This window comes from Polaribacter butkevichii (genome assembly GCF_038024105.1).
GTDB lineage: Bacteria > Bacteroidota > Bacteroidia > Flavobacteriales > Flavobacteriaceae > Polaribacter > Polaribacter butkevichii.
In genome coordinates, this window is record NZ_CP150661.1 from 219,370 (window position 1) to 244,324 (window position 24,955).

The 24,955-nt window shown below is 32.1% G+C and carries 11 protein-coding genes; 9 read left to right on the plus strand and 2 right to left on the minus strand.

Translation table 11 applies throughout. From position 1 onward, the window contains the following. The first annotated feature begins 81 nt into the window (after nucleotides 1-81). The 3 genes from WG951_RS00770 (at nucleotide 82) to WG951_RS00780 (ending at nucleotide 7,432) form a co-directional block, all read left to right on the plus strand. Entirely contained in the window at nucleotides 82-2,535 is a 2,454-nt protein-coding gene (locus WG951_RS00770; protein ID WP_105048312.1) for a BNR-4 repeat-containing protein, read from the plus strand. A 281-nt stretch (nucleotides 2,536-2,816) separates the two neighbouring features. Beyond that, nucleotides 2,817-5,279 (plus strand): Ig-like domain-containing protein, encoded by a 2,463-nt coding sequence (locus WG951_RS00775; RefSeq protein ID WP_105048313.1) that lies wholly within the window; start codon nucleotides 2,817-2,819, stop codon nucleotides 5,277-5,279. A 236-nt stretch (nucleotides 5,280-5,515) separates the two neighbouring features. Beyond that, nucleotides 5,516-7,432 (plus strand): hypothetical protein, encoded by a 1,917-nt coding sequence (locus WG951_RS00780; protein ID WP_105048314.1) that lies wholly within the window; start codon nucleotides 5,516-5,518, stop codon nucleotides 7,430-7,432. Between the two features lie 90 nt (nucleotides 7,433-7,522). Here WG951_RS00780 and uxaC read toward each other — a convergent pair whose 3' ends face one another. Both uxaC and WG951_RS00790 read right to left on the minus strand, forming a co-directional pair. Continuing rightward, nucleotides 7,523-8,932: a glucuronate isomerase gene (gene uxaC / locus WG951_RS00785; protein WP_105048315.1), complete on the minus strand. Its 1,410-nt coding sequence runs from the start codon at nucleotides 8,930-8,932 to the stop codon at nucleotides 7,523-7,525. 154 nt (nucleotides 8,933-9,086) lie between these two features. Next, a complete protein-coding gene (locus WG951_RS00790) occupies nucleotides 9,087-9,962 on the minus strand; it encodes an AraC family transcriptional regulator (protein WP_105048316.1) in 876 nt (291 codons plus the stop codon). A gap of 213 nt (nucleotides 9,963-10,175) precedes the next feature. On the opposite strand from WG951_RS00790, the gene WG951_RS00795 reads away from it, so the two are divergent. The 6 genes from WG951_RS00795 to WG951_RS00820 all read left to right on the plus strand — a co-directional run bounded on the left by WG951_RS00795 (nucleotide 10,176) and on the right by WG951_RS00820 (nucleotide 24,916). Beyond that, on the plus strand, nucleotides 10,176-13,373 hold the full coding sequence (locus tag WG951_RS00795; RefSeq protein ID WP_105048317.1) for a family 78 glycoside hydrolase catalytic domain: 3,198 nt from the start codon (nucleotides 10,176-10,178) through the stop codon (nucleotides 13,371-13,373). Between the two features lie 50 nt (nucleotides 13,374-13,423). Next, nucleotides 13,424-16,696, plus strand: a complete 3,273-nt coding sequence (locus WG951_RS00800) for a family 78 glycoside hydrolase catalytic domain (protein ID WP_105048318.1) — start codon at nucleotides 13,424-13,426, stop codon at nucleotides 16,694-16,696. 61 nt (nucleotides 16,697-16,757) lie between these two features. Next, nucleotides 16,758-19,097: a hypothetical protein gene (locus tag WG951_RS00805; protein ID WP_170062872.1), complete on the plus strand. Its 2,340-nt coding sequence runs from the start codon at nucleotides 16,758-16,760 to the stop codon at nucleotides 19,095-19,097. A gap of 31 nt (nucleotides 19,098-19,128) precedes the next feature. After that, a complete protein-coding gene (locus tag WG951_RS00810; RefSeq protein WP_105048320.1) occupies nucleotides 19,129-22,377 on the plus strand; it encodes a family 78 glycoside hydrolase catalytic domain in 3,249 nt (1,082 codons plus the stop codon). A 5-nt stretch (nucleotides 22,378-22,382) separates the two neighbouring features. Beyond that, complete coding sequence (locus tag WG951_RS00815; protein WP_105048321.1) at nucleotides 22,383-23,117, plus strand: SGNH/GDSL hydrolase family protein; 735 nt, start codon at nucleotides 22,383-22,385, stop codon at nucleotides 23,115-23,117. 35 nt (nucleotides 23,118-23,152) lie between these two features. Beyond that, the gene (locus WG951_RS00820; RefSeq protein ID WP_105048322.1) at nucleotides 23,153-24,916 is read left to right on the plus strand and encodes a T9SS type A sorting domain-containing protein; all 1,764 of its coding nucleotides are present in this window, start codon (nucleotides 23,153-23,155) and stop codon (nucleotides 24,914-24,916) included. Nucleotides 24,917-24,955: the final 39 nt, after the last annotated feature.

The following is a 24,955-nucleotide window of genomic DNA, read 5'->3' on the forward strand; positions in this document are numbered from 1 at the left end:
AAAACTTCAAATTATATTTATAAAATGTTATTATACAACATATAAAGTATTTTAAAAACGAATTTAAATTAGTTATTTGAGATGAAACACACACTACAAAATTTAATATTTGCAATTTTAACCTTGTTATCTTTTCAGGTTGCAATTGCTCAAGTAACGCTAGAGAAAGAAGTTAAAATAACCGATCTTGCCATGTATTTTAATGGTAATAGGGTAGCACTTAACACAACCACTAACTCAACAACGGGTTATGATTATGTTTATGGACCAGCACTTACACCTCACGGAGATTGTATAAAGGTTTATGGAGATTATGTTTTTATGACCTGGTATAGAGGAGGTAAAGATGACCGCCATGTTATGCTTACAAGATACAATACAAAAACAGGTATTCAAAAAACAATAGAATTTCCGCATCAACATACTGGGTATAATGGTAAGTGGTGGATTGGTGAAACACACAATACAATTGCTGTAGGTATTTCTCCAAAAAACGGTACAATACACATGTTGTATGACATGCATAGAAATGGTAACGTAACCGCTTTTGCTAATGATTATTTAAGATATTCTTACACGGTTGCTGATGCTGCAACTGTACCAGATGATGAATTTGTTTTAGATTTGTTCATTCAATCTCCTAATAACAATTACAAACACTTAGCTTTTCCTGGTATAGATGATTTAAATACAACAAGATTATTAACTTATCCTGCATTTTTTGTAAATGACCAAGGAGATTTATTTATGAAAATGAGATTTGGTTATGCTAATAATGGAAAATTTTTATTTGCTAAATACGATGGAACTGATTGGGAAGGTTATACAGAATTTAACAGAATGCAAGCATCAGGTTATGGTAGTGAATATAACTGGGGCTTATATGGAGATTTTAAATACTTAAATGGTAAGTTAAGAATTGGTTTTCAAAGAAGATCAGATAATAGAAATGATAAATACCAATATCAAAATGGGTTTTATTATGCGTATTCTGATGACCCAAGCGGACTTACACAATGGAAAAATCATGAAGGAACTGGGTTTACAAGACCGTTAGCAGATGCAGATAAAATATTAGTTTCAGAACCAGGAGATTTAGTAGCAACTACTCTAAAAGATAAAGTGAATATTGTAGGTGGTTTTGATTTTACAGTAACAGATAATGAAGACGTACATTTTATTGGTAAAGTAAAAGATAATGAGAATAACGTAACCAAGTATGTGCATACTTATAAACCTTCTGGAGCAACAGAATTTATAACAACCACAGATTTTGCAGGAGCAGAAGCACTTTATTCTTCTGGAGATAATATATATATTATTGGTTTAAATTCTTCTGGTAGACCTTATGTAGAACAAGCACCTGGCGGAACAAATTTGTTTTCTAGAGTATATGAGGCTACATCTGGTAAACGATTTAGAAAAGGTATTGTTAATATTCATGAAGGAAAATTATATTATTATTTATTAGAAAACAATGCATCAGATAGTGATGATACACAACCTACCTATTTACAAATAATTGATTTAAATATTAAAAATGGTCCAAAACCATTTGAAGTGTCTTTATTATCTCCGTCAGATAATCAACAATTTGAAGAAGGAGAAAACGTTCAGTTATACGCAAAAGCAACGACAGATACAGGAGCACTTACAAAAGTTGAATTTATTGTTAATGGAGAGTTGCTAGAAACAGATACAACAGATCCTTATTTGTTAGACTGGGTACCTTCGGATGTTGGTACATATATCATCAAGGCAATAGCATATAATGATAGTGATAAAAATATAGAGTCATCAGAAATTACAATTGAAGTAATAGAAGAAGATAAAACGAATTTAACAGGAGATGTGTACCGTTTAAAAAATGTAGGTTCGGGTAAGTATTTAACATCAAATGAGGCAGCGGTAATTGGTAGTGATTCTGGTGAAGGAGTAGAAAAAGAATGGACATTTGTAAAAACAGAATACCAATCTAAAGTGTATTATAATATAGATAGTGAAACAAGTAAAGGTATATTACGTGCTACTGGTGGCGGTAATACTCCGCCATATATAATTATAAATACAGGTAAAGGAGCGCCTGCTACAGATTCTGATAAAATTTGGACTGTACATTATAATGAGTCAGATGATACTTATCGATTTGAAGCAAAAGATCAAAATAGATTTTTATATCATCAAGAAGATGGAGAGTTTTATAACCTTCTTGCAGAAGAAACGGAAGTAAGAAGTAAATGGAAGGTAGAATCTACAAGTGCTTCTTTAAGTGTTACTAACCAGGTTGTTGCCTTGTCATCTGTAAAGGTATACCCAAATCCTACAAACAATAATTTTACACTGGCATTTAATAATTTTAATAGTGTTAATGTTAAAATTTACAATGTGTTAGGTAAGGTTGTTTATGAAAACTCTAAAATTATAGGTAATAGCATTAATGTAATTAATAACAATAAATTTAAATCAGGTATTTACCTAATTAAGGTTTTAGGGAATAACGATAAAGTACATTATCAAAAATTAGTCATTAAATAATAGTAAAAAATAATTGTTTTACTAAATGTACATTATACATATTGATAATATCTAAATCATTAAAAATATGTTTTGTTCATTCTGTAAAATAAATTTTTAAATCTAAATACCAGCATTTAAACGGTTTATTGTAAAACCTAATTTTATTAAAGAGAAGTGTTTTGTAATAAATTTTAATTATAAAGGTTTAGAGCTGTTACAAAAAGTTTGTTTCTCTATAATAAATTCTTGTTGTGAAGTATAATGATTTAAAAGTAAATTAATTAAAATTTTAATTTGTTATGAAAAAAGTAGTTCTAGTTTTTTTGTTTTTATCTTTTCAGATATCTTATTCACAGACCTCTAATTTATTAGGTTATGATGACCAAGGGAGGTTAACATATATGCCAGATAGTAAAGGAAATGTAATACCAGATTATAGTAATGTAGGTTATCATCATAGTGAAAAAGAACTTCCTGTAGTTGAGGTTAAGAAAATAATAGAGCCTGTAGCTGGAGACAATTTAGTACATATTCAAAACGCAATTAACGAATTAGGTCTGTTGCCACTAGATGCAAATGGGCATAGAGGTACTTTGTTGTTAAAAGCAGGTACCTACAGCGTAAGTTCTACAATTAAAATTAAAAAAAGTGGAATTGTAATTAGAGGAGAGGGTGATGCTACTGTAATTGTTGCAGATAAGAGATCTCAATCTACTTTGATTGCTTTTGAAGGAAATGGAAATCCTATTATAAATCAATCATCAAAAACAAAAATTATAGATTCGTATGTACCAGTAGGTACTAGAACTATAAATGTAGCAGAAGGACATTCTTTTAATGTTGGAGATCGTATAATGCTAGAAAGAAAACCTAATCAAGATTGGATTGTTTTATTGGGGATGCATGATTTAAATCAAACACCAGGTAATAAAGGAGACACAAACTGGACACCTGAGTATTATACTATTCAATACAAAAGAAAAATTATAGGAGTAAGTGGAAATAAATTAACGATTGATGTACCTGTAATGGATCTTATTGATCCTATATATTCCGAAGGTTTTTTGTATAAATATACATGGGGTGGAAGAATAGAAGAAGTGGGTATAGAAAATATTAGATTAGAATCATTTTTTGCTTCTCAAACAGATGAAAACCATGCTTGGGATGGTGTTACTTTTAATAACGTAGAGAATGGATGGGCTAAGAAAGTAAATTCATACTATTTTACTTATGCGTGTGTCAATATTTTAAATCAAGCTTTAAAAATTACAGTAGATAACTGTACTATGCAAGAAGCAAAAGGACAAGTAATTGGTGGTAGAATGTATTCTTTTAATACTTGGGGGCAACAGAATTTATTTAAAAATTGTTTTGCTAAAGGAGGCAGACACGATTATGTTACAGGAGCAAGAGTTGCAGGGCCTAATGTGTTTTTAAATTCTAAATCTATTGAGGCTGTTCAGCCTTCTGGTCCACACCAAAGATGGGCCTCTGGTATTTTGTTTGATAATATAGATATTCAAGGTCATAATTTAGAGTTAGCAAATAGAAGAAATTCAGGGTCAGGGCATGGTTGGACCTCTGTTTCTTGTATGTTATGGAACTCTAGTGCAGATAGATTAATTATAGCAGAACTTCCGTCAGACCACACAAATTGGTCAATTGGTTCAGAAGGACCGCATGCAGAAAAAGGTTGTTGTAATGCAACAGGTTTAGAATTAGGCTATGTAGAATCTAAAAATAAACATCTTAACCCTTCTAGTTTGTTTGAAAAGCAGTTAAGTGATAGGTTAAATAAAGGGGTAAATACATTTTTAAATGTTTCCTTAACATCACCTATAGATAATTATGAAATGAGAGTAGGTGAAACAATAGCTCTTTCTGCAGAAGCTTCTATTAATTTAGGCACCATTACTAAGGTGCATTTTATTATTGATAATCAATTTTATAAAGAAGACAACACTGCTTCTTATAGTGTAAACTGGGCGCCAACTAAACCTGGTAATTATAGTGTAAAAGCAATTGTTTTTGATGAAAATAATTATAGCGTTTCTTCGATTGGTATAAGTGTAAATGTTAAGCCGAAAGTAGATGTTATTAAAACGTATTTTACATTTAAAAATGTAGCTACAGGAAAATATTTAGAGTCAGAAGAAACAACACTTCTAGCAAGTGATTCAGGAGCAGGAGAAGATAAAGAATGGAGGCTTGTTGAAACAGGGTCTGGTGATTTTTTTAATATAGAAAGTAAGCTTACAGGTAAGGGGGTTTTAAGATTTACGGGAGGTGCTGCAGGTACTTTAATTCATACAAATTTCTCAGGACCTAAAGTAGATGTAGATAAAATTTGGAAAGTTGTAAATGAGGGTAATAATATATATACTTTTGAAACGCGAAATCTAGGTAGATATTTATATCATAACTCAGACAACACTATTATTCATTCTAATAAAACAGATGATAGAAGCAAGTGGCTACTAGAACCAGTTGGAGTTCTTAGCATAGATAAAAATAAAGATTTAGATTATTTAAAAGTATACCCAAACCCAACAAACAGTAACTTTACAATAGAACTTAATAACATAAATGCTACCAGTTTTAAGATTTATAATGTTTTAGGTAAAGTTGTTTATAAAAATGAAACTAAAAGTAAAAGTATTCTGCTAAATAAAGAGAATCTTTTTAAACCTGGTGTTTATTTGATTAAGGTTTTAGATGATCAACAAAAAGTATATCATTCTAAACTAATTATAAAATAAGTTAATTTAAAATTATAGTATTACCGCTTGTTGTGCATTTTCACCTTTTTTATAACTCTAAAATATCTTTTCGAGTGATTTTGAGGTACGAAAAATTATATCTAGAACAATTTATTAACTTAAAATACGTATTCTCGATACAAATTTTACGCATTGCAATCGTAAAATTTATTCGAATTGACAGAATTTTATCAAAATGCACAAAAGGTTATTACCTTATAAATTAAAATATAAAAATGGAAAGACGTAGTTTTTTACAATTATCTGCATTAGCAGGTTTAGGTTTATCTCTGCCAACTGTAGGTGTTTTAAATTCATGTTCAAATCATGCAGATCATTCGCTAGAGTTTAAAAAATTAACATCTAATCTTTTAAAAGATTGGTGTGATGGTATGTTACGAGTACAAATAAACAATCCATCTAATTTAGAAGAACACGGAGCCTTAGGTTGCCCATCATGTTCACACATTCATGGGCGTTGTATGGATGCAGTGTACCCTTTTTTGTATATGGCAGATATTACTGGAGATAAAAAATATTTAGAAGGAGCAATTTTAGTAATGGGTTGGGCAGAACATAACGTTTCTCAAGAAAATGGTAGTTGGAGTGTTATTCCTAATCCAAATTCGTGGAAAGGGATTACTGTTTTTGGAGCTATTGCTTTGGCAGAAGGATTACATTATCATGGACATGTTTTAGAAAAAGAACTTAGAAATACTTGGACCAAAAGATTAGAAAGAGCAGGACAGTATATTTACGATACATTTACAATTGATTTTACCAATATAAATTACGGTGGTACTGCAATTTATGGTTTAAATTTAATAGGAAATGTTGTTAAAAATGATGCCTTTATTGCTAAAAGTAAAACGTTAGCAGCAGATGTAAAACTGTATTTTACAGAAAACGAAGGTTTATTATTTGGAGAGTGTAAAAAGAGTTCTAAAAAATTAAGTGTAAAAGGTTTACACGGTGTAGATTTAGGCTATAATGTTGAAGAAACATTAAATAGTTTAGTAATGTACGCCTTAAAAGAGAAAGATGAAGAATTATTACAATTAGTTACAAAATCATTAAACAGTCATTTAGAATTTATGTTACCAGATGGCGCTTGGGATAATAGTTGGGGTACGCGTCAATACAAATGGAGTTATTGGGGGAGTAGAACTTGCGATGGTAGTCAGCCAGCATTTGGTATGATGGCGCATATAAACCCGGCATTTGGTACTGCTGCTGTAAAAAATACAGAATTATTGCAACGTTGTACGGCAGATGGTTTAATCCATGGAGGCCCACACTTTATATCTCATGGAGTACCTCCTTGTGTGCATCATACTTTTACGCATGCAAAACCATTAACAGCGTTATTAGATCATTGGCAGCATTTACCAGAAATTAATAAAAATACAGCTTTACCTAGAAAAAATACAGATGGAGTTACTCACTTTAAAGATTTAGATGTTTCACTTTTTGCACGTGGAGATTGGCGAGGTACAGTAAGTGCTTATGATGCAGAATACCATTATAAGTATGATTTTCGTCAGGCAACAGGAGGTGCTTTAGGGGTTTTATATCACAATAAAGTTGGTTTATTATGTGCTGCAAGTATGGCCGTTTATCAATTGGTAGAAAAAAACAATCAACAAGTTCAACCTGGTAAAGATATCGCTTTAACACCTAGAATAGAAACTTATAAAGGTAATCAATGGTATACAAATCTTTTCGATTTAACAGCTAATGTAAGTACATCTGATAGCAATGGCGAAATAGAATTACTAACAGATGTAAAACTTAAAAATGAAGCAAGAGAAGTGGTAGCAGAAACTGCTTCTAACTTTAAAATAGCTTATAAATGTACGGTAGATGAAATGAATATTTGTGTAAAAACAAAACAGCCTATTATAGAAAATACGGCTTTTGTTTTGCCAATAGCATCACCAACAGGAGAAGTGGTTAGTTGGGTAAATGATAATGAAATTACAATTCAGAAACCAGAAGGATTGGTAAGAATAAAAGCAAATACTGCTATAAAAATGAAAGAAATTGTAGGGTCCAGAACTTTTAATATGGTTCCTGGTGTAGAAGCAATTCCTTTAGAGTTTTTTTTAGATAAAAGTAATAAAGAATTGTCTATAGCAATTACAGTAAGTTAAATAGAATTTAGCTAGTTTTAAAAAAAAACTTAAAACATTAATTTTAATGTTTTAAGTTTTTTTAATTTTTAATAAAAAGTAAAGTGATGTCTATTTATTTTTAAAATTGAAATAATTTTTAGCATTGTAATAGCAAATATCACTTACAATTTTACCTAAGAATTTTTCATCATTTGGTAATTCTCCTTTTTCAACATCAGTACCAATAATATTACATAAAATTCTTCTAAAATATTCATGTCTTGGAAAAGATAAAAAGCTTCTAGAGTCGGTTAACATTCCAACAAAACAACTTAATAGACCTTGATTAGAAAGTGTTTCAATTTGTTTTTCCATTCCGTCTTTTTGGTCTAAAAACCACCAAGCTGCACCAAACTGTACTTTACCTTTAATAGTACCATCGTTAAAATTACCAACCATAGTTGCAAATACTTCATTATCTGCAGGGTTTAAATTGTAAACAATAGTTTTTGTTAATTGATTAGTGCTGTCTAAGGTGTTTAAAAAACCACTTAAGGCTTTAGCTTGAGAGAAATCTCCAATAGAATCAAACCCCGTATCAGGTCCAAGTTCACTTAATAATCGTTTATTATTATTTCTAATTGCACCCAAATGCAATTGTTGTGTCCAACCTTTTTTATGATACATTTTACCTAAAGAAATCATTGTTTTTGCTTTAAAGAAAGCAACCTCTTCATTCGTTAAGTTTTCGTTAGCTTTTACTTTATTAAAAAGTGTAGCAATATCATATATTTCTGTATCAAAATAAGACAATTGTTCTAAACCGTGGTCAGACAATTTACAGCCATTTTCATTAAAAAAAGAAATTCTATTTTCTAAAGCATTTAAAAGATCTTGATAACTATTTATAGATAAACTACTTGCTTTTTCTAGTGCTGTAAGATATTGGTTGTAAGCTTTTACATCTTCTACGGCAAAAGATTTGTCGGGTCTAAAAGTTGGAAAAGCATTAACTTTAGAAGCATCTTTTTGAATAGCAATATGATGTTTTAAATCATCAATAGGATCATCAGTTGTACATAAACTTTCTACATTTAGCATTTTTAATAAACCATTAGCAGAGTGTGTTTTGTTTTGTAATAGTTTAGCTGTTTTATTGTAAATTTCTTCTGCATTTTCTGATGATAAAATTTCATCAATTCCAAAATAAGCTTTCAATTCTAAATGAGTCCAATGAAACAAAGGATTTCTAACTGTAAAAGGAACCACTTCTGCCCATTTTAAAAACTTTTCTTTATCAGTTGCATTCCCTGTTATATATTTCTCATTAATACCAAAAGCACGCATTGCTCTCCATTTATAATGATCGCCATATAACCAAACTTGTGTTATGTTTTCAAATTGAGTGTCTTCTGCTATTTGTTGAGGTGATAAATGATTATGATAATCTATAATCGGTAGTTTTTTGGCAAAATCATGATATAACTTTTTTGCAAAATCATTTTGAAGTAAAAAGTCATCCTTTAGAAATGTTTTCATTTTTTTAGTATAAGTGTAATTCGTAATTGAAGTGAAATTTTAAAAACAAAGATACAAATTAGTGCTATTTATCATCTAATAACTACCTTGTTTTAAGTTGATAAAAATAAATAAATAAGCGTTATTTAGGTATCTTTTTTTTAGTTATAAAAAGTTAGTTTTTACTGTTTCTATATTGTTTTGGTGTAATGCCTATTTTTTGCTTAAACAACCGGTTAAAGTAATAATCAGATTCAAAACCTAGCTCAAAAGCAATTTCTCTTTGTGTTTTGTTTGTTCTAATTAATAAATCTTTAGATTTTTCTATTTTTAGAAGTAAAAAGTATTGCAAAGGCGATATTCCTGTTTGTTTTTTAAAATCAATTCTAAATTTAGAATAACTAACCCCAAGGTCTAACGCTATTTTCTTTAAATCGATAGATTCATTTATTTTCTTATACATTAAATGTTTGGTGTAAGAAACCATCGAACCTAAATAATTGTCATCACTATTATGTTGTTGTATATTATATGCTTCTGCCATCAATTGCATGCATATGCCCGATGCTGAACGTTGGTAGCCAAAAGGTTCGTTGTTAAAAAGTTTAAAAAGACTATCAAAATAATTAAGAATACTTACTTGGTTGCATTTAGGTATTATTGGGTTTTGAGGATTAAAAAAGCCGTTAGAAAGCAATTGTTTGGCAATAGTACCAGAAAAACCCACCCAATTTTCTGTCCATCCAATTGCTTTAGTTGGTTTATATCGATGCCAAACACCAGGAAAAAGTAGAAAACCATCTCCTGCAGATACTTTCTTTTTCCCCGTTTCTTTACTTTCAAAAATTCCTTCACCTTCTGTTATTAATACAAAATGAAATTCATCTAAAACCCTCCCTTTTTCCCAAGTAAACATATATCTCCCAGGATGTCCTTTAGATGGGTATTCTTCATTCTTATTTATTTTTGTACTTCCTAAATTATTAATGAAAAAGCCCCATTTTTTGTCTTGTTCAAAAATGATCAGGTATTTTTTGTTTCTTTCTTTCAAAGTGGTGTCATTTTGTGCAATAAATATATCAAATTGTTAATTGATACAATCATTATTGTTCTTTAATTTTACAAGAATTAGATAATTTTATTTTGTGTGTATATCTATTTAGTAACTAGTTGGGGTAAAAATAAAGAATAAAGAATGCCTGATACTACAGAATAGTTAAGTAAAAAAATCAAATTAAATTTATAAAAAAAATCAAATCAAAAAATGCTTTTTATTAATATAAAACATATTTCAAATTACCGTTTTACAATAAAGTATTATAAGTTGCTTGTAGTAGGGGTGTTAACTTTATTTTTTACTAGTTATAACTCTTTTGCAACAGTAAATACAACAGATCTTAAATGCGAATATCGCACAGATCCTTTAGGTATAGATAATGTAAAACCAAGATTAAGTTGGAAAAATATAGACAAAAATAAAACTCGTGGTCAAAAGCAATCTGCTTATCAAATTTTAGTAGCTAGTAGTTTAAATAATTTAAATTCTAATAAAGGAGATTATTGGGATTCAGGAAAAATAGAAAGTGACGTTTCTGTAAATACCATTTACCAAGGGCAGCAACTTCAATCAGGACAACAATGTTTCTGGAAAGTACGTGTTTGGGATGCATCAGGTAAAGTATCTGCATGGAGTGATAATGCTAAATTTACAATAGGTTTACTAAATGCGAAAGATTGGAAAGGCGAGTGGATACAGAAAGAAGACCAATCTAAGTTAGACCATAATTGGTATCGTAAAAACTTTATATTAGAAGATGCGCCTACATCTGCAATGGTGTATGTGGCTTCTTTGGGGTATCACGAATTGTATGTAAATGGTAAAAAAATTACGGATAATATTCTTAACCCAGCTTCTTCATATCTTAAAAAAAGAGTGCCTTATATTGCTTATGATATTTCAGATCAGTTATTAAAGGGAGATAACGTAATTGCTGTTTGGCATGCTGCTGGTTGGACACGTTGGACACGTATTCATGAGCATAAAAATGTTCCGTATGCGTTTAAATTACAGGCAAATATTAAAACAAAAAGCAAGTCTATCGATTTACTCTCAGACACAACCTGGAAATGTGCTAAGAGTTATAGTGAGTATATTGGTCAGTGGGAAATTCAAGATTTTGGAGGAGAATTAATTGATGCTCGTAGAATAGTGAAAGGCTGGAATGAAGCTAGTTTTGATGATGCTTTGTGGGGGAACGCTGTTATTAGTAAAGGAAAAATGCCTCATACAATAAGCGCTCAAATGGTAGAGCCTCAGGTTAAATATAAAGAACACAAACCTATCAAAATTTCAAAAAATGATGATGGTACTTATCGTGTTGATATGGGTACTAATTATTCAGGTCTTTTTGAAATAAACCTTAAAAATGGTGCTGTTGGAGATACCGTTACTATAGAAATAAGTGATATAAAAGAGGTAAGATGTAATAAAAGCCAACGTAGTAAATACGTATTTGATAAAAGTGGATCTGGAACTTTTACAAATCGTTTTAATTACGCAGGCGGACGTTGGTTTACCTTATCGGGTTTAAATTATAAACCTAATATTAATGACATAAAAGGATATACAATAACAAGTAACCGAAAGAGAATAAGTGCGTTTGAAAGTTCTAATAAATTGATAAATGAAATTTATGAAATGAATATTAGAACCTTGTTAGCCAATACACTAGATGGTATTATGATGGATTGCCCGCATAGAGAAAGACGTGGTTGGGGAGAGGTTACTGTTGCAGCTATGTATGGCGATGCTTTGCCTAATTTTGAAAGTGGCGCTTATATGGATCAATATATGCAGTATATGAGAGACGCACAATTTTCTGATGGTAGAACGCGTGGTATTGTAAATGAAGCCGACAGACCATTTTTAATGTGGCAAGCTAATAATCCGCTTACTATTTGGGAAACCTACAGAACCTTTGGAGATATTAAAATATTGAAGGATAACTATAAATCTATGGAAAAATGGATGACATGGTTATTAAATCATTCAGATTTTCAGAATGGTGGTTCCTTAATTACAGGGGAAGAAGGGAAACGTGCATTTCCTGGTTTAGGAGATTGGGCAACTCCTCATGGTAACGATTTTAGAAGTATGAATTCTCCAGATGCCGTTCATTTTAATAATAGCTTATATGCCTATATGTTAGCTATTGCAAAGCAAGTTGCGGAAGAGTTAGGAGAAAAGGAAGATGTTGCCAAATATGCAGATCGCTTAAAAGTACAACGCAAAGCTACACACGCCAATACGTATGATTCTAATACAGGAAATTATAGAACGGGGCGTCAGGTAGATCAAATTTTTGCATTGTTTTCTGGAGTTACTCCAGCATCAGAAAAACAAAAAGTGTATGATAATTTAGTAGATAAGATGCTTTATGGTTTTCCTTATTACGATGTTGGTAGTTCTGGGCAGTCGCTATACACAAGATATTTTATTGAAGAAGGGGAACGTATGGATCTTATTTATGAGTTGTTAATCGATAAAAGGCATCCAAGTTATGGCTATTTCATAGCGCAAGGAGAAACTACGTGGCCAGAATTATGGTCTAGTACAGGGGCTAGTAGAATACATACGTGTTATACAGGTATTGGTGGTTATTTTATAAAAGGATTTGGAGGAATTCGTATAGATCCAGAGAATTATGGGTTTCAAAAATTTTTAATTAAACCTGCGCTTGTTGGTAAGTTAACTTATGCTAATACGATGCATGAATCTATGTACGGTAAAATTATAAGCAATTGGACTAAAACAGAAGGTAAAGCAACTTTACATATCGAAATTCCAGTAAATACGAGTTCTAAAGTATATATACCAGCCACAAGTGCTGATGAAGTTTTGGAAGGAAATATATTAGCATCAAAAGCAGAAGGAATAAAATATGTAGGAGTTGAAAAAAATGATGCTGTTGGGCAATATATCATTTATGAGGTTCAATCGGGTGTTTATAATTTTACTTCTAATAAATTGCCTCAAGTAAATTATGCAAAACCACAATACAAGGGGAGTAATTTATCTTTAATAGCCAGAGCTAGTGCTTCTTCTATGTACTTTACAGATGCTCAAAACCCAGGTTTTGAATCATTTAGAGCGAATGATAATGATGATAAAAGTTGGTGGAGCGCAAAAAATAAAAATGAGGAATGGTTAGAAATGGAATGGATGGAACCTCAAAAAATAAGCAAAGTTGTTATAAATGAGTTAGAAAATAATATAACAAGTTTTAAAATTGAATATTGGGATGGCACCAATTGGATAGATGTAGTTAAAGGTAGTATGTGCGGAAGCAATAAAGAAGTAGTATTTGATGCTGTTACAACTACAAAATGCAGATTATTTATTACTACGGCAACAAAACCTGCATCAATAGCCGAATTTCAGGTACACGGTTTAAATAAATAATGAGTTGCTTAAATTGAATAAAAATATAAGATTATTTAAAAATATTACAAATGAAAAATAAATTATTAAGTCCATTTAATTCCGTTTTTAAAGTTGTTATTGTTACCGTTTTTATGTTAACAATAATCAGTTGTAATTCAAAAACTAAAAGCGAGGTTACGCCAATAGATCTTAAATGCGAATACCGTGTAGATCCGTTAGGAATAGATAATGTACAACCAAGATTAAGTTGGAAAATTATAGATAAAAATAAAACCCGTGGTCAAAAGCAAACAGGGTTTCAAATAATAGTAGCCAATAGTATAGAAAACCTAAACGCAAATAAAGGTGATGTATGGGATTCTGGTCAGGTTTCAGATGCGCAATCTGTTAATAATATATACAAAGGTAAAGCATTAACTTCCGGACAAATTTGTTATTGGAAAGTTCGTGTTTGGGATGCATCTGGTAGCGTTTCTAATTGGAGTGAGCCAGCCAAATTTGCAATGGGATTGTTAAACGAAAAAGATTGGACAGGCGATTGGATTTACAAAAACGACCAAACAAAAAAAGATCATAACTGGTACAGAAAAAACGTAACACTTACTGATGTTCCAGAATCTGGACTTATACACGTGGCTTCTTTTGGATACCACGAAGTTTATGTTAATGGCGAAAAAGTAAGTAATGCTGTTATGAATCCGGTGTATTCGGTGATGAAAAAACGTTTACCGTATTTAACTTATGATATAAAAAATCACCTTAAAAAAGGAGATAACGTTATTGGTATTTGGCACGCTGCAGGTTGGGCTAGATGGGGAAGAATGGTTGAGTATCACGATGCGCCGTTTGTATTTAAAGCGCAAGCTAATATTTCTGTTGCAGGTAATAATTTGGTTTTAGCAACAGATACAACCTGGAAATGTAAAAAAAGTTACAGCGCGTATTACGGGCCTTGGGATATTTTAAATTTTGGAGGAGAAGTCATTGATGAGCGTTTACGTGAAGATGATTGGAACAAAGCAGATTATGACGATAGCAATTGGGCAAATGCCGTTGTTTTCAATCAGTCTGATGCAAAAGAAATTGGTAAAGCCGATATTTATTTGGGCTTAAAAGGAGCTAAAGTTGTAGAAAGCACCGATAATAATCCGCCAACAAGTAAAATAACCGCGACTCTAAGTGCGCAAATGGTAGAACCTCAAGTTAAGTTTAAAGAGGTAAAACCAATTGGTGTTCAAAAAAATAGCGATGGTACTTACGTGGTAGATATGGGAGAAAACTACACAGGTTTCTTCGAGATGAATTTATTTAACGGTTCAGAAGGCGATACAGTTACCTTCGAAATTAGCGACCAATTAGGGCAAACTTCTTCTTGGCAACAAAGAAGTATGTATATTTTTGATAAATCTGGTAAAGGTCATTTTACCAATCGTTTTAATTTAGCAGGTGGTCGTTGGGTTACTATTCAGGGGATAAATTACAAACCAGAATTAAAAGATATTAAGGGGTACGTAATTACAAATGATCGTAAACAGATTAGCAAATTTGAAAGCTCTAGCGAACTTTTAAATAAAATTTACAAAATTAATTTAGACACTTATATCGCAAATACTATTGATGGTATTTTGGTAGATTGTCCGCATCGTGAAAGACGTGGTTGGGGAGAAGTTACCGTAGCAGCTATGTACGGTGATGCTTTACCTAATTTTGAAAGCGGTGCTTATATGGAGCAATACGCACAGTTTATGCAAGATGCCCAAGCAGATAATGGTAAAATGAGAGCCGTAATTAATGGTGATGATTTTAACTTTTTAATGTGGATGGCAAACAGCCCAATTACCATTTGGGAAACGTATAGAATGTTGGGCGATAAAAAATTACTTAACAACCATTATCCAGCATTAAAAAAATGGATGAATTGGCTATACGAACATTCAAATTACAACACAGGCGGAGCGTTAAAAATAGGGAAGCAAGGTTCTATGGCTTTTCCTGGTTTAGGAGATTGGTGTACACCAAGAGGTAATTTCTGGACTTCAAGTAATTCGCCAGAATCAGCTCATTTTAACAATTGTGTGTACGCTTTTATGTTAGATGCAGCAAAAAATATTGCCGAAGCATTAGATAAAGATGAAGATGAAAAAGTTTTTGCAAGCCGTTTAGAGGTGCAACGTAAGGCTACTCATAAAGAACTTTACAATCCTGAAACAGGCAAATATGGCGAAGGTCATCAAGTAAATCAGGCTTTTGCATTAATTGCAGGTATTACGCCAGAATCAGAAAAACAAAAGGTATATGATAATTTGGTAGACCAAGTATTGTATAAATTTCCATATTATGATACAGGTAGTTCTGGTCAGGCACTTTACACGCGTTATTTTACCGAGTACGGCGAACGTATGGATTTAATTTACGAACTACTTCAAGATAAACGTCACCCAAGTTATGGGTACTTTATTGAGCAAGGAAAAACGGTATGGCCAGAGCGATGGTCTGCGGTAGGTGGCAGTCAAATACACACGTGTTACACAGGTATTGGTGGTTATTTTATCAAAGGTTTTGGAGGTATAAGACCCGATTCTGAAACATTTGGAATGAAACGTTTTATTGTAAAACCTGCTCCGGTAGGCGATTTAACGTACGCTAACACAGCTTACACATCAATGTATGGCGATATTGCTGTAAATTGGAAAAAAACGGATAATTCAGCAGTTTTTCAAGTTGAAGTTCCTGTAAATACATCAGCTAAAATATACATTCCGGCTACTTCAAGTCAAGATGTTTTAGAAGGTAATGTTATTGCAGAAGATGTTGATGGAATTAATTATATAGGCACAGAAAAAAGTGATGCCGTTGGAAATTATGTTATTTATGAAGTTAGTTCTGGTGTGTACAATTTTAACGTGACGCAACTTCCAAAAACAACCTATCCAGAGCCCTTAAATCAACAAGAAAATTTAGCTTTAATAGCACGAATGAATGCGTCTTCAATGACTATTAAATCTGATAAATTACCAGTTTTTGAAGCTTTTAGAGCGAATGATGAAAATACTGAAACGCATTGGAAAGCAAGTGGTTTAGAAAAGGAATGGTTAGAGATAGAATGGGTGAAGCCTGTAACTTTCAATACTATTGTACTTAAAGAAATAGACAAGCATATCACCAATTATAAAATTCAATATTTAAAAGAAAACCAATGGGTAGATCTTGCTAACGGAACTTCTATTGGAGATCTTAAAACATTCAATTTTGAAACGGTTACATCTAAAAAATGTAGATTATTTATCACTAGCGCTAAAAATAAACCTAGCGTTTCAGAATTTGAAGTGTATCAAAAATAAATGGAGTTTGTTCATCAGGTTTACTTTTTTATGAATGCTAAAAGACTATAAATATAGAAATATGAAAATACCATCGAAAAGTTACAATATCATTATTTTAGGGTTTTTACTATTCTTTAGTTCTTTAGTTTTTGCACTAGATGTAAAAGATTTAAAGTGCAATTCTAAAATAAATCCAACAGGTATTGTTAATGCAATGCCTCAATTTAGTTGGACATTTGTTGGAGATGAAAAAAGCTCAAAACAAGGTGGCTATCGTATTTGTATGGCAACTTCTATAGAAAAACTTAAATACCCAGATGTTTGGGATACTGGACCAACAAGCACATCAGAAACAGGGCCTTTTAAATATTCAGGAGCGCCTTTAAAATCAGGACAACGTATTTACTGGAAAGTAATTGTTTGGGGCAACAATCGTGGAGCAAAGCATAGCGAACCTGCGTGGTTTGAGATGGGAGATATTGTAAACCCAGAAACTCCTTTTCAGCCTTATGTGTTTCCAAAAACAAAAGGTGTTGTTCAAATAAAGTTAAACGGAAATGATAAAGGACGAACTTTTGAAGGTATTGGAGGTGTAAGTGCAGGAGCTTCAACCGATTTGTTGTACGACTATGAAGACCCAATAAAAAGTCAAATTTTAGATGTATTATTTAAACCTAAATTTGGTGCTGGTTTTCAGCATTTAAAAGTAGAAATGGGAGGTGGAGAAAACTCAACTTGCGGATCAGAACCATCGCATGCCATTACACGAGAAGAGTTAAAAAACCCAGTATCAAGAGGGTATGAATTTTGGTTGATGAAAGAAGCCAAAAATAGAAACCCAAATGTTATTTTAGAATACCTGCCTTGGAGTTTTCCTGCATATTTAAAACCAAATATTTTTACTGAGGAATCTGCCGAGTATTTTGTTTCATTTTTAGATGTAGCTAAAAATCAATGGGACATGAACATTGATTGGGTTGCTGCTGCAGAAAATGAAAATGGCACTAATCGCGATTGGCTTGTAAATCAAGTACGCCCTTTATTAGATGCTAGAGGTTACAAAAATGTAAAAATTCAAGGACCGGATGACAATAGTGGCGATTGGAAAATATTTAACGAATTTGAAAAAGATAAAGTCTTTGACAATGTGGTAGAAGCGGTCGGTTACCATTATGTAACTGGTAGAGAATTTAACGAAAATATGGTGGATGGTAGAGGTCGTCCAACAACCGAAAAAGCTAAAAATAGTGGCAAACCGTTATGGGCTAGTGAAGATTGGAGCTGGACAGGTAAAGATTGGGGTGGTGCAGGAGCATTAAATTTAGCACGTATGTATAACAAATTTTACATACGAGACCGAATTACCAAAACACTAATTTGGGCACCTATAGGGTCTATTTATAAATCAGTAACTTGGGATAAAGCAGGTGCTATGAAAGCGAATAGTCCTTGGAGTGGGTATTATGAAGTATGGCCAACTATATGGGCTACAGCACATACTACGCAATTTACAGAGCCTGAAAATTGGCACTATTTAAATAGTGCTTGTGGTCTTTTTGATGGAGGAACTTATAAAGGTAGTAGTGTTGCCTTAAAGGAAAAAAATGGGCCAAATTGGAGTATGATTATTTGTACAGAAAATCAAGAAGATATAGAAGTAATAATAGAAGAAGGTCTTTCGTTAGGTATTGTTAGTGTTTGGAAATCAGATGAAAATGAGCAGTTTATAAAGCAAGAATCTGTAGTGCCAAAAAACGGTGTGCTTAGGCTTTCATTAGATCCAAAATCTATTTATTCATTAACCACTACCACAGGGCAACAAAAAGGAACTTATGAAATTCCAGAAGAAGCAGCATTTCCTTTTCCTTATAAAGAAAATTATGAAGGTAGAAAAGCAGGAGATCTTCCTAAATACCATTCAGACCAAACAGGAAGTTTTGAAATCGCTTTAAAAGAAGATGGATCTCAATGTTTAAAACAAATTATACCCGAACAGGGATACGATTGGATGCGTGTGTATAGACGTTCTAATATAAAACCAAATACATTGGTGGGCGATGTAAACTGGGAAAATTACACCTGTAAGGTTGATGTGTTTATAGAAGGTGGCAATGTAGAATTAGGAGGACGTGTTAAAGGAAGTTACCTAAAGGGATACCGTTTTCAAGTAACAAAAAATGGGAATTGGAAATTGATGTTTGATAAGGAGGTACTTAAAAAAGGTGTTATTTCTGATTTTGATGGAGCGCAATGGCATTCCCTTAAAATAACATTTCAAAATAAAGAAATAGAAGCTTTTGTAGATGAAGTTTCGGTGGTAAACGTATCACATCAAAAGACCAAGGGCTATGTTATGCTTGTGAGTTCTTACGATGAAAACCTATTTGATAATTTAGAAATTACCACAAATAATAAATAATAATTCTAACGATATTTAAATAATAACAAGAATGAGAAATAGATTGTTAATTTCTATAAGTTTAATATGTACGCTGTTTATTTTGAGTTGTAAATCTGATAATTCAGAAATACTTGAAGTGAATGATTTGCGTTGCGAATACCGCATAAATCCTTTAGGTATAGATAATACTGCGCCAAGATTAAGTTGGAAGTTAGTTGATCAATATCAAAAAAGAGGACAAAAACAAACAGCATTTCAAATACTTGTTGCGAGTAGTTTAGATAATTTGAACAATAATATTGGCGATTTATGGGATTCTGGTAAAACGGAAACCAATGCGTCTGTAAATAATGTTTACGCGGGTAAAAAATTAGCATCTAACCAAGCCTGTTTTTGGAAAGTAAAAGTTTGGGATGCTGCAAACAAGGAATCTAATTGGAGTGATTCTGGTAAATTTTCAATGGGACTTTTAAAATCAGAAGATTGGAAAGGGGATTGGATTTACAAAGCAGATCAAAAAAAGACCGATCATAACTGGTATAGAAAAACGTTTACACTTTCAGAAAATGCTACTTCGGCTTTTGTACACGTAGGATCTTTTGGTTATCATGAATTGTATGTAAATGGAGAAAAAATAACAGAAAATGTAATGAATCCTGTGGCATCTTATATGAAAAAAAGGATTCCTTATTTAACGTATGATATTGCTGATAAATTAAAAAAAGGAAACAATGTTATTGCGGTATGGCACGCTGCTGGTTGGGCACGTTGGACACGTATTCGAGAATATAGAATGGTTCCGTTTGTATTTAAAGCACAAGCCGAAATTGTTGCAGGAGGAGAAAATATTACTTTAAAAACAGATGAAACTTGGAAAACTAAAAAAAGTAATTCTGAATATTATGGAGATTGGGATATTCTGCGTTTTGGAGGTGAAACGATTGATGATAGCAAAAGAGAAGACGATTGGAATACTGCACAATATAATGACAGCAATTGGATGAATGCAAGTGTGTACGATTATGAAGTTTTAAATGCTAAAATACCTGAAGGTAACAATATAAGTTTTGCCTTAAACAGTAATAAAAACAGAGAAGTTCGTGCGTTGTATAGCCCAATAAAAGCTGAGTTAAGCGCTCAAATGGTAGAGCCTCAAGTAAAATTTAAGACCATAAAAGCTATTGGGGTTGCTAAAAATGATGATGGAACCTATCGTATTGATTTAGGAGAAAACTATACAGGTTTTTTTGAAATGGATTTGTATAATGGAAAGGAAGGTGATTCTATTTTGTTTGAAATTAGTGATCAGACCGAAAGAATTATGAATTGGAGTCAAAAAAGTAAATATATTTTTGGGAAATCAGGAAAAGGAAAGTTTTCCAACCGGTTTAATGTTGCAGGAGGACGTTGGGTTACCGTTTATGGGTTAAAATATGAACCTAAAATAGCAGATGCAAGAGGTTATGTTGTGACTAACAATCGTAAGCAAATCAGCAAATTTGAATCTTCAAGTGCGCAATTAAATCAAATTTATCAAGTTAATTTAAATACCTATTTAGCCAATACTATGGATGGTATTTTGGTCGATTGTCCACACCGTGAACGACGTGGTTGGGGAGAAGTTACTGTAGCTGCAATGTATGGTGATGCGTTGCCCAATTTTGAAAGTGGCGCGTATATGGATCAATATTTACAATATACTAGAGATGCACAATTTCCAGATGGTCAAACTAGAGCCGTATTAAATGAAGAAGATCGTCCGTTTTTAATGTGGAAAGCAAATAACCCACTAACAGTTTGGGAAACTTACAGAATGTTAGGCGATAAAAAAGTACTAGAAGATAATTACGTATCGATGCAAAAATGGATGACTTGGTTGTATGAGCATTCTAATTACAAAACTGGTGGTGCTTTAATAATTGGTGAACAAGGAAAAAGAGAAATGCCAGGTTTGGGAGATTGGTGTACGCCACGTGGTAATTTCTGGACAAGTAGTAATTCTCCAGACGCAGCACATTTTAACAATTGTTTATATGCTTTTATGTTAGAAAATGCGATGCATATTTCAGAGGCACTGAATAAAACTGAAGATGCGCTAGCTTATAAAAATAGATTGAAAGTGCAGCAAGAAGCTACCCATAAACTGTCTTACAATCCAGAAACGGGTAAATATTTAAAGGGGTATCAAGTAGATCAAGCTTTTGCACTTTTATCGGGAGTAACACCAGCATCAGAAAAAGAAAAAGCAGAGGCGCAATTGGTTAATAATGTGTTGTATGATTTTCCATATTACGATACAGGTAGTTCTGGGCAAGCCCTTTATACACGCTATTTTACAGAGTCTGGTGAGCGTATGGATTTAATTTATGAGTTGTTAAGAGACAAACACCATCCTAGTTATGGCTATTTTATAGAACAAGGTAAAACGGTATGGCCAGAGCGTTGGTCTGCGGTAGGAAATAGTCAAATTCACACTTGTTACACAGGTATTGGTGGGTATTTTATTAAAGGTTTTGGTGGAATTAGACCAAATCCGGAAAGTTTAGGAATGCAAAATATGATTATAAAACCAGCTCCTGTTGGCGATTTAACCTATGCCAATACAACATATGAATCGATGTATGGTAATGTGGTTGTTAATTGGACAAAGAAAGCAAACACAGCTACGTTTCATATTGAAGTTCCTGTAAATACAACAGCAAAAGTGTTTTTGCCAGCAATAAGTAAAGAGGTTATAAAAGAAAGCGGTGTTTTAGCTGAGAATACTGAAAACATAACCTATGTAGGAACAGAAAAAAATAAAGCTGTTGGTAATTATGTGATTTATAATGTTACCTCAGGAGTTTACAATTTTAAAGTAGATGAATTGCCTGTAACTCAATTTCCAGAACCGTTACAAAACACAGAGAATTTGGCAAAATTAGGTAGAATGAATGCATCCTCTATGTTTATTCAAACAGAAAAATTACCCGTTTTTGAAGCTTTTAGAGTGAATGATGAAGATGAAGAAACGCGTTGGTTGGCTACAGAAACCAAAAATCAATACCTAGAACTAGAGTGGGTAAAGCCACAAACATTTAATAAAATTATTATTGATGAATATGAGAATAATATTACCTCATATAAATTACAATACTGGGAAAATGGCAAATGGAAAGATCTTGTAAGTGATACCACTTGTGGTGCAAATAAAACGCATAAATTTGATGCTATTACTGCTACAAAATGTAGAATTTATATTATTGATGCTAAAAAAGCGCCGTCGATTTCAGAAATAAAAATATATCAATCTAATTAAAGAAAATGGTGGTCTTAAGATTTAGGTATTTTATCACTTTATGTTGTGTAGCCCTTTTTTGTGGTTGCACAGCGTCTCGTTCTTTAATTGCTAAAGATGTAGATGCATATAATTATTTGTCTAAAGTAAAACAAGAACTTTTAAAAAAGTGGCCAGATAATAAAACCATAAACATTGTATTTCACGGTCATAGTGTGCCGTCGGGGTATTTTAAAACACCAAATGTAAATACACTAGCTGCGTATCCGCATTTGGTTTTAGAAAAGTTAAAAGAAAAATATCCGTATGCGGTAATAAATACAATTGTAACAGGTATTGGTGGAGAAAACTCTGTAAAGGGTGTTGCTAGGTTTAAAAATACTGTTTTAAACCACAAACCAGATGTGCTTTTTATAGACTACGCTTTAAATGATAGACGTGTTGGTTTAGAAAAAGCTAAAAAAGCGTGGGAGTACATGATAGTAAAGGCATTAAAAAATGATATACTTGTTATATTATTAACACCTTCTCCAGACACGAGAGTTGATTATAATAACCCTGAAAACGAATTAAAACAGCTTACAAATCAAATTAGGTTACTAGCCAAAAAATATAATGTCGGTTTAGTAGATAGTTATAAAGCGTTCGAATTTCTTTATAGCGATTCAGAAGAACTAAAAAAATACATGGCACAAATAAATCATCCTAATAAAAAAGGACATGAGTTAATTGCTAATGAGATTATTAAATATTTTGAATAAAACAATACGAATACAACTAAATTAAACTAAAAAATATGAATAAAAAACTACTAAACTATTTCTTTTTAATTGTTACCACCATAACCGTAAACGCACAAGATTATCCTTTTAATTTACCAGATAACCTAGAGGCTACAGTTAATATAAATAGTGCCTCTACAGAAACGTATAATAATTTATTGTTAGGAACAAATATTCATCATTTTACGAGCACTACGGAAAAGAATTTTATAAAACTTTTTGATCCTATTACAGTACGGTTTCCACATGGTTTATGGTCTAATTGGTACGATTGGAGACGTGATGTAAGTCGTCTTTATGGAGAGGAGAAATTTGATTATAAGCAAGGAACTAATGGTAGTATTAAAAATGTAGAAGTTGGTTTACTTTCAACCATAAAAATATTTGATAGTGCGAACATAAAAGTAGGAATAGATGGCTTAACCGGTTTAAATACAGACAAAAAAACAGAAACGGGTAAAGGCTATGATATGATGTGGACTTTTAATATGAGTGCAGATGGTACAGATTTTAATAACGGAAGCCCTGAAAGTATATTAAGATATAATGATTTAATTAGTCGTGGATTTGAAGTAAAAGCGATTGAGATGGGTAACGAATGTTTTTACCCTGGACAAAGAAGTTCTATTATTCCTAATGCTGAAGATTATATTGCTAGAGCAAAATCGATGTCTGCAGCTTTAAAAGCACAAGATCCAGAAATAAGAGTTTCAATACCTTTACTAAGAAAAAGCAGTTGGGCTAACCCAAATTGGAACAAAGATTTAACAGCAGATTTATCTTATTTTGATGCAGTTTCGGTTCATACGTATGTTGGGTCAGATCCAGATAATGCAGCCGATAGTGATGAAGCCTATGGTACATCACTTATTGCTCGTAAACTTTTAGCAAGTTCAATAAATGATTATGCAAAAAAAGTAGCACCCAATAAACCTATTTGGTTAACAGAGTGGGGTGTAAAATCTGGTGGGCCAAATGCTGTATCTGCACTTGGTGCCATAGATTGTTTTTTATATATGAGTGAAAATCAAGATGTTTTTGAGCGTGCAAATTGGTTTAGTGTTAATGGCAAATTAAACACCATGTTAGTTTGGGAAAAATATACAGCGTCTAATGGAAAAATAAAAGATAGAATAAAATATCCTTTAGAGAAATCATTATTTGGGTCTGCTTATGAAATTACGCGCTCAGTATTAGAAAATAGTATATTAATAGATAGTGATGTGCAAGTAGCAAATCTTGTAGATGGCGTAAAAGCGGTAAGCGTAAGAGTTGTTAATAAAGATGATAAGACTATTGTTTTTGTTTTAAATCTTACAAATAAAGAAGTTCCTTTTACCGTAAATATAGATGGTGTTATATATGATAAAACATACAAACACAAAGCATTATCTTTTTCTAGTATGGACGAAGAAAGAGCTTTAGGCTTTGATGTAGATCCTTTAACATTAATTAATGAAGGGGATGAAAAAATTATGTTGCCTAAGTTTTCTATAAATACTATTGAGTTATCTAACACAATATTATCTAATAATAGCTATACAAAAAAGCCTATTATAGTGGTAAGCCCTAATCCAAATAAGGGTGAGTTTAAAATAAAAACTACAAATGCAGAGCAATCTCAATATAGAATCTATTCAATTACAGGGGGAGAAATTCAAAAAGGGCAATTTGTATCTGAAGAAACGATTCGATTAAAGAGTGACAAAAAGGGGATATATATTCTTAAAATAAAGAATAATAACAACATATCAATACATAAAATTATTGTTAATTAAATTAATCTAGATATATCTTCTGTTTAAATAAAATCAATG

What these genes read in the sequence shown, in the direction of transcription:
- WG951_RS00770 (WP_105048312.1), top strand. Translation starts at nt 82, where the DNA reads ATGAAACACACACTACAAAATTTAATATTTGCAATTTTAACCTTGTTA.
- WG951_RS00775 (WP_105048313.1), top strand. Translation starts at nt 2,817, where the DNA reads ATGAAAAAAGTAGTTCTAGTTTTTTTGTTTTTATCTTTTCAGATATCT.
- WG951_RS00780 (WP_105048314.1), top strand. Translation starts at nt 5,516, where the DNA reads ATGGAAAGACGTAGTTTTTTACAATTATCTGCATTAGCAGGTTTAGGT.
- uxaC (WP_105048315.1), bottom strand. Translation starts at nt 8,932, where the DNA reads ATGAAAACATTTCTAAAGGATGACTTTTTACTTCAAAATGATTTTGCA.
- WG951_RS00795 (WP_105048317.1), top strand. Translation starts at nt 10,176, where the DNA reads ATGCTTTTTATTAATATAAAACATATTTCAAATTACCGTTTTACAATA.
- WG951_RS00800 (WP_105048318.1), top strand. Translation starts at nt 13,424, where the DNA reads ATGAAAAATAAATTATTAAGTCCATTTAATTCCGTTTTTAAAGTTGTT.
- WG951_RS00805 (WP_170062872.1), top strand. Translation starts at nt 16,758, where the DNA reads ATGAAAATACCATCGAAAAGTTACAATATCATTATTTTAGGGTTTTTA.
- WG951_RS00810 (WP_105048320.1), top strand. Translation starts at nt 19,129, where the DNA reads ATGAGAAATAGATTGTTAATTTCTATAAGTTTAATATGTACGCTGTTT.
- WG951_RS00815 (WP_105048321.1), top strand. Translation starts at nt 22,383, where the DNA reads ATGGTGGTCTTAAGATTTAGGTATTTTATCACTTTATGTTGTGTAGCC.
- WG951_RS00820 (WP_105048322.1), top strand. Translation starts at nt 23,153, where the DNA reads ATGAATAAAAAACTACTAAACTATTTCTTTTTAATTGTTACCACCATA.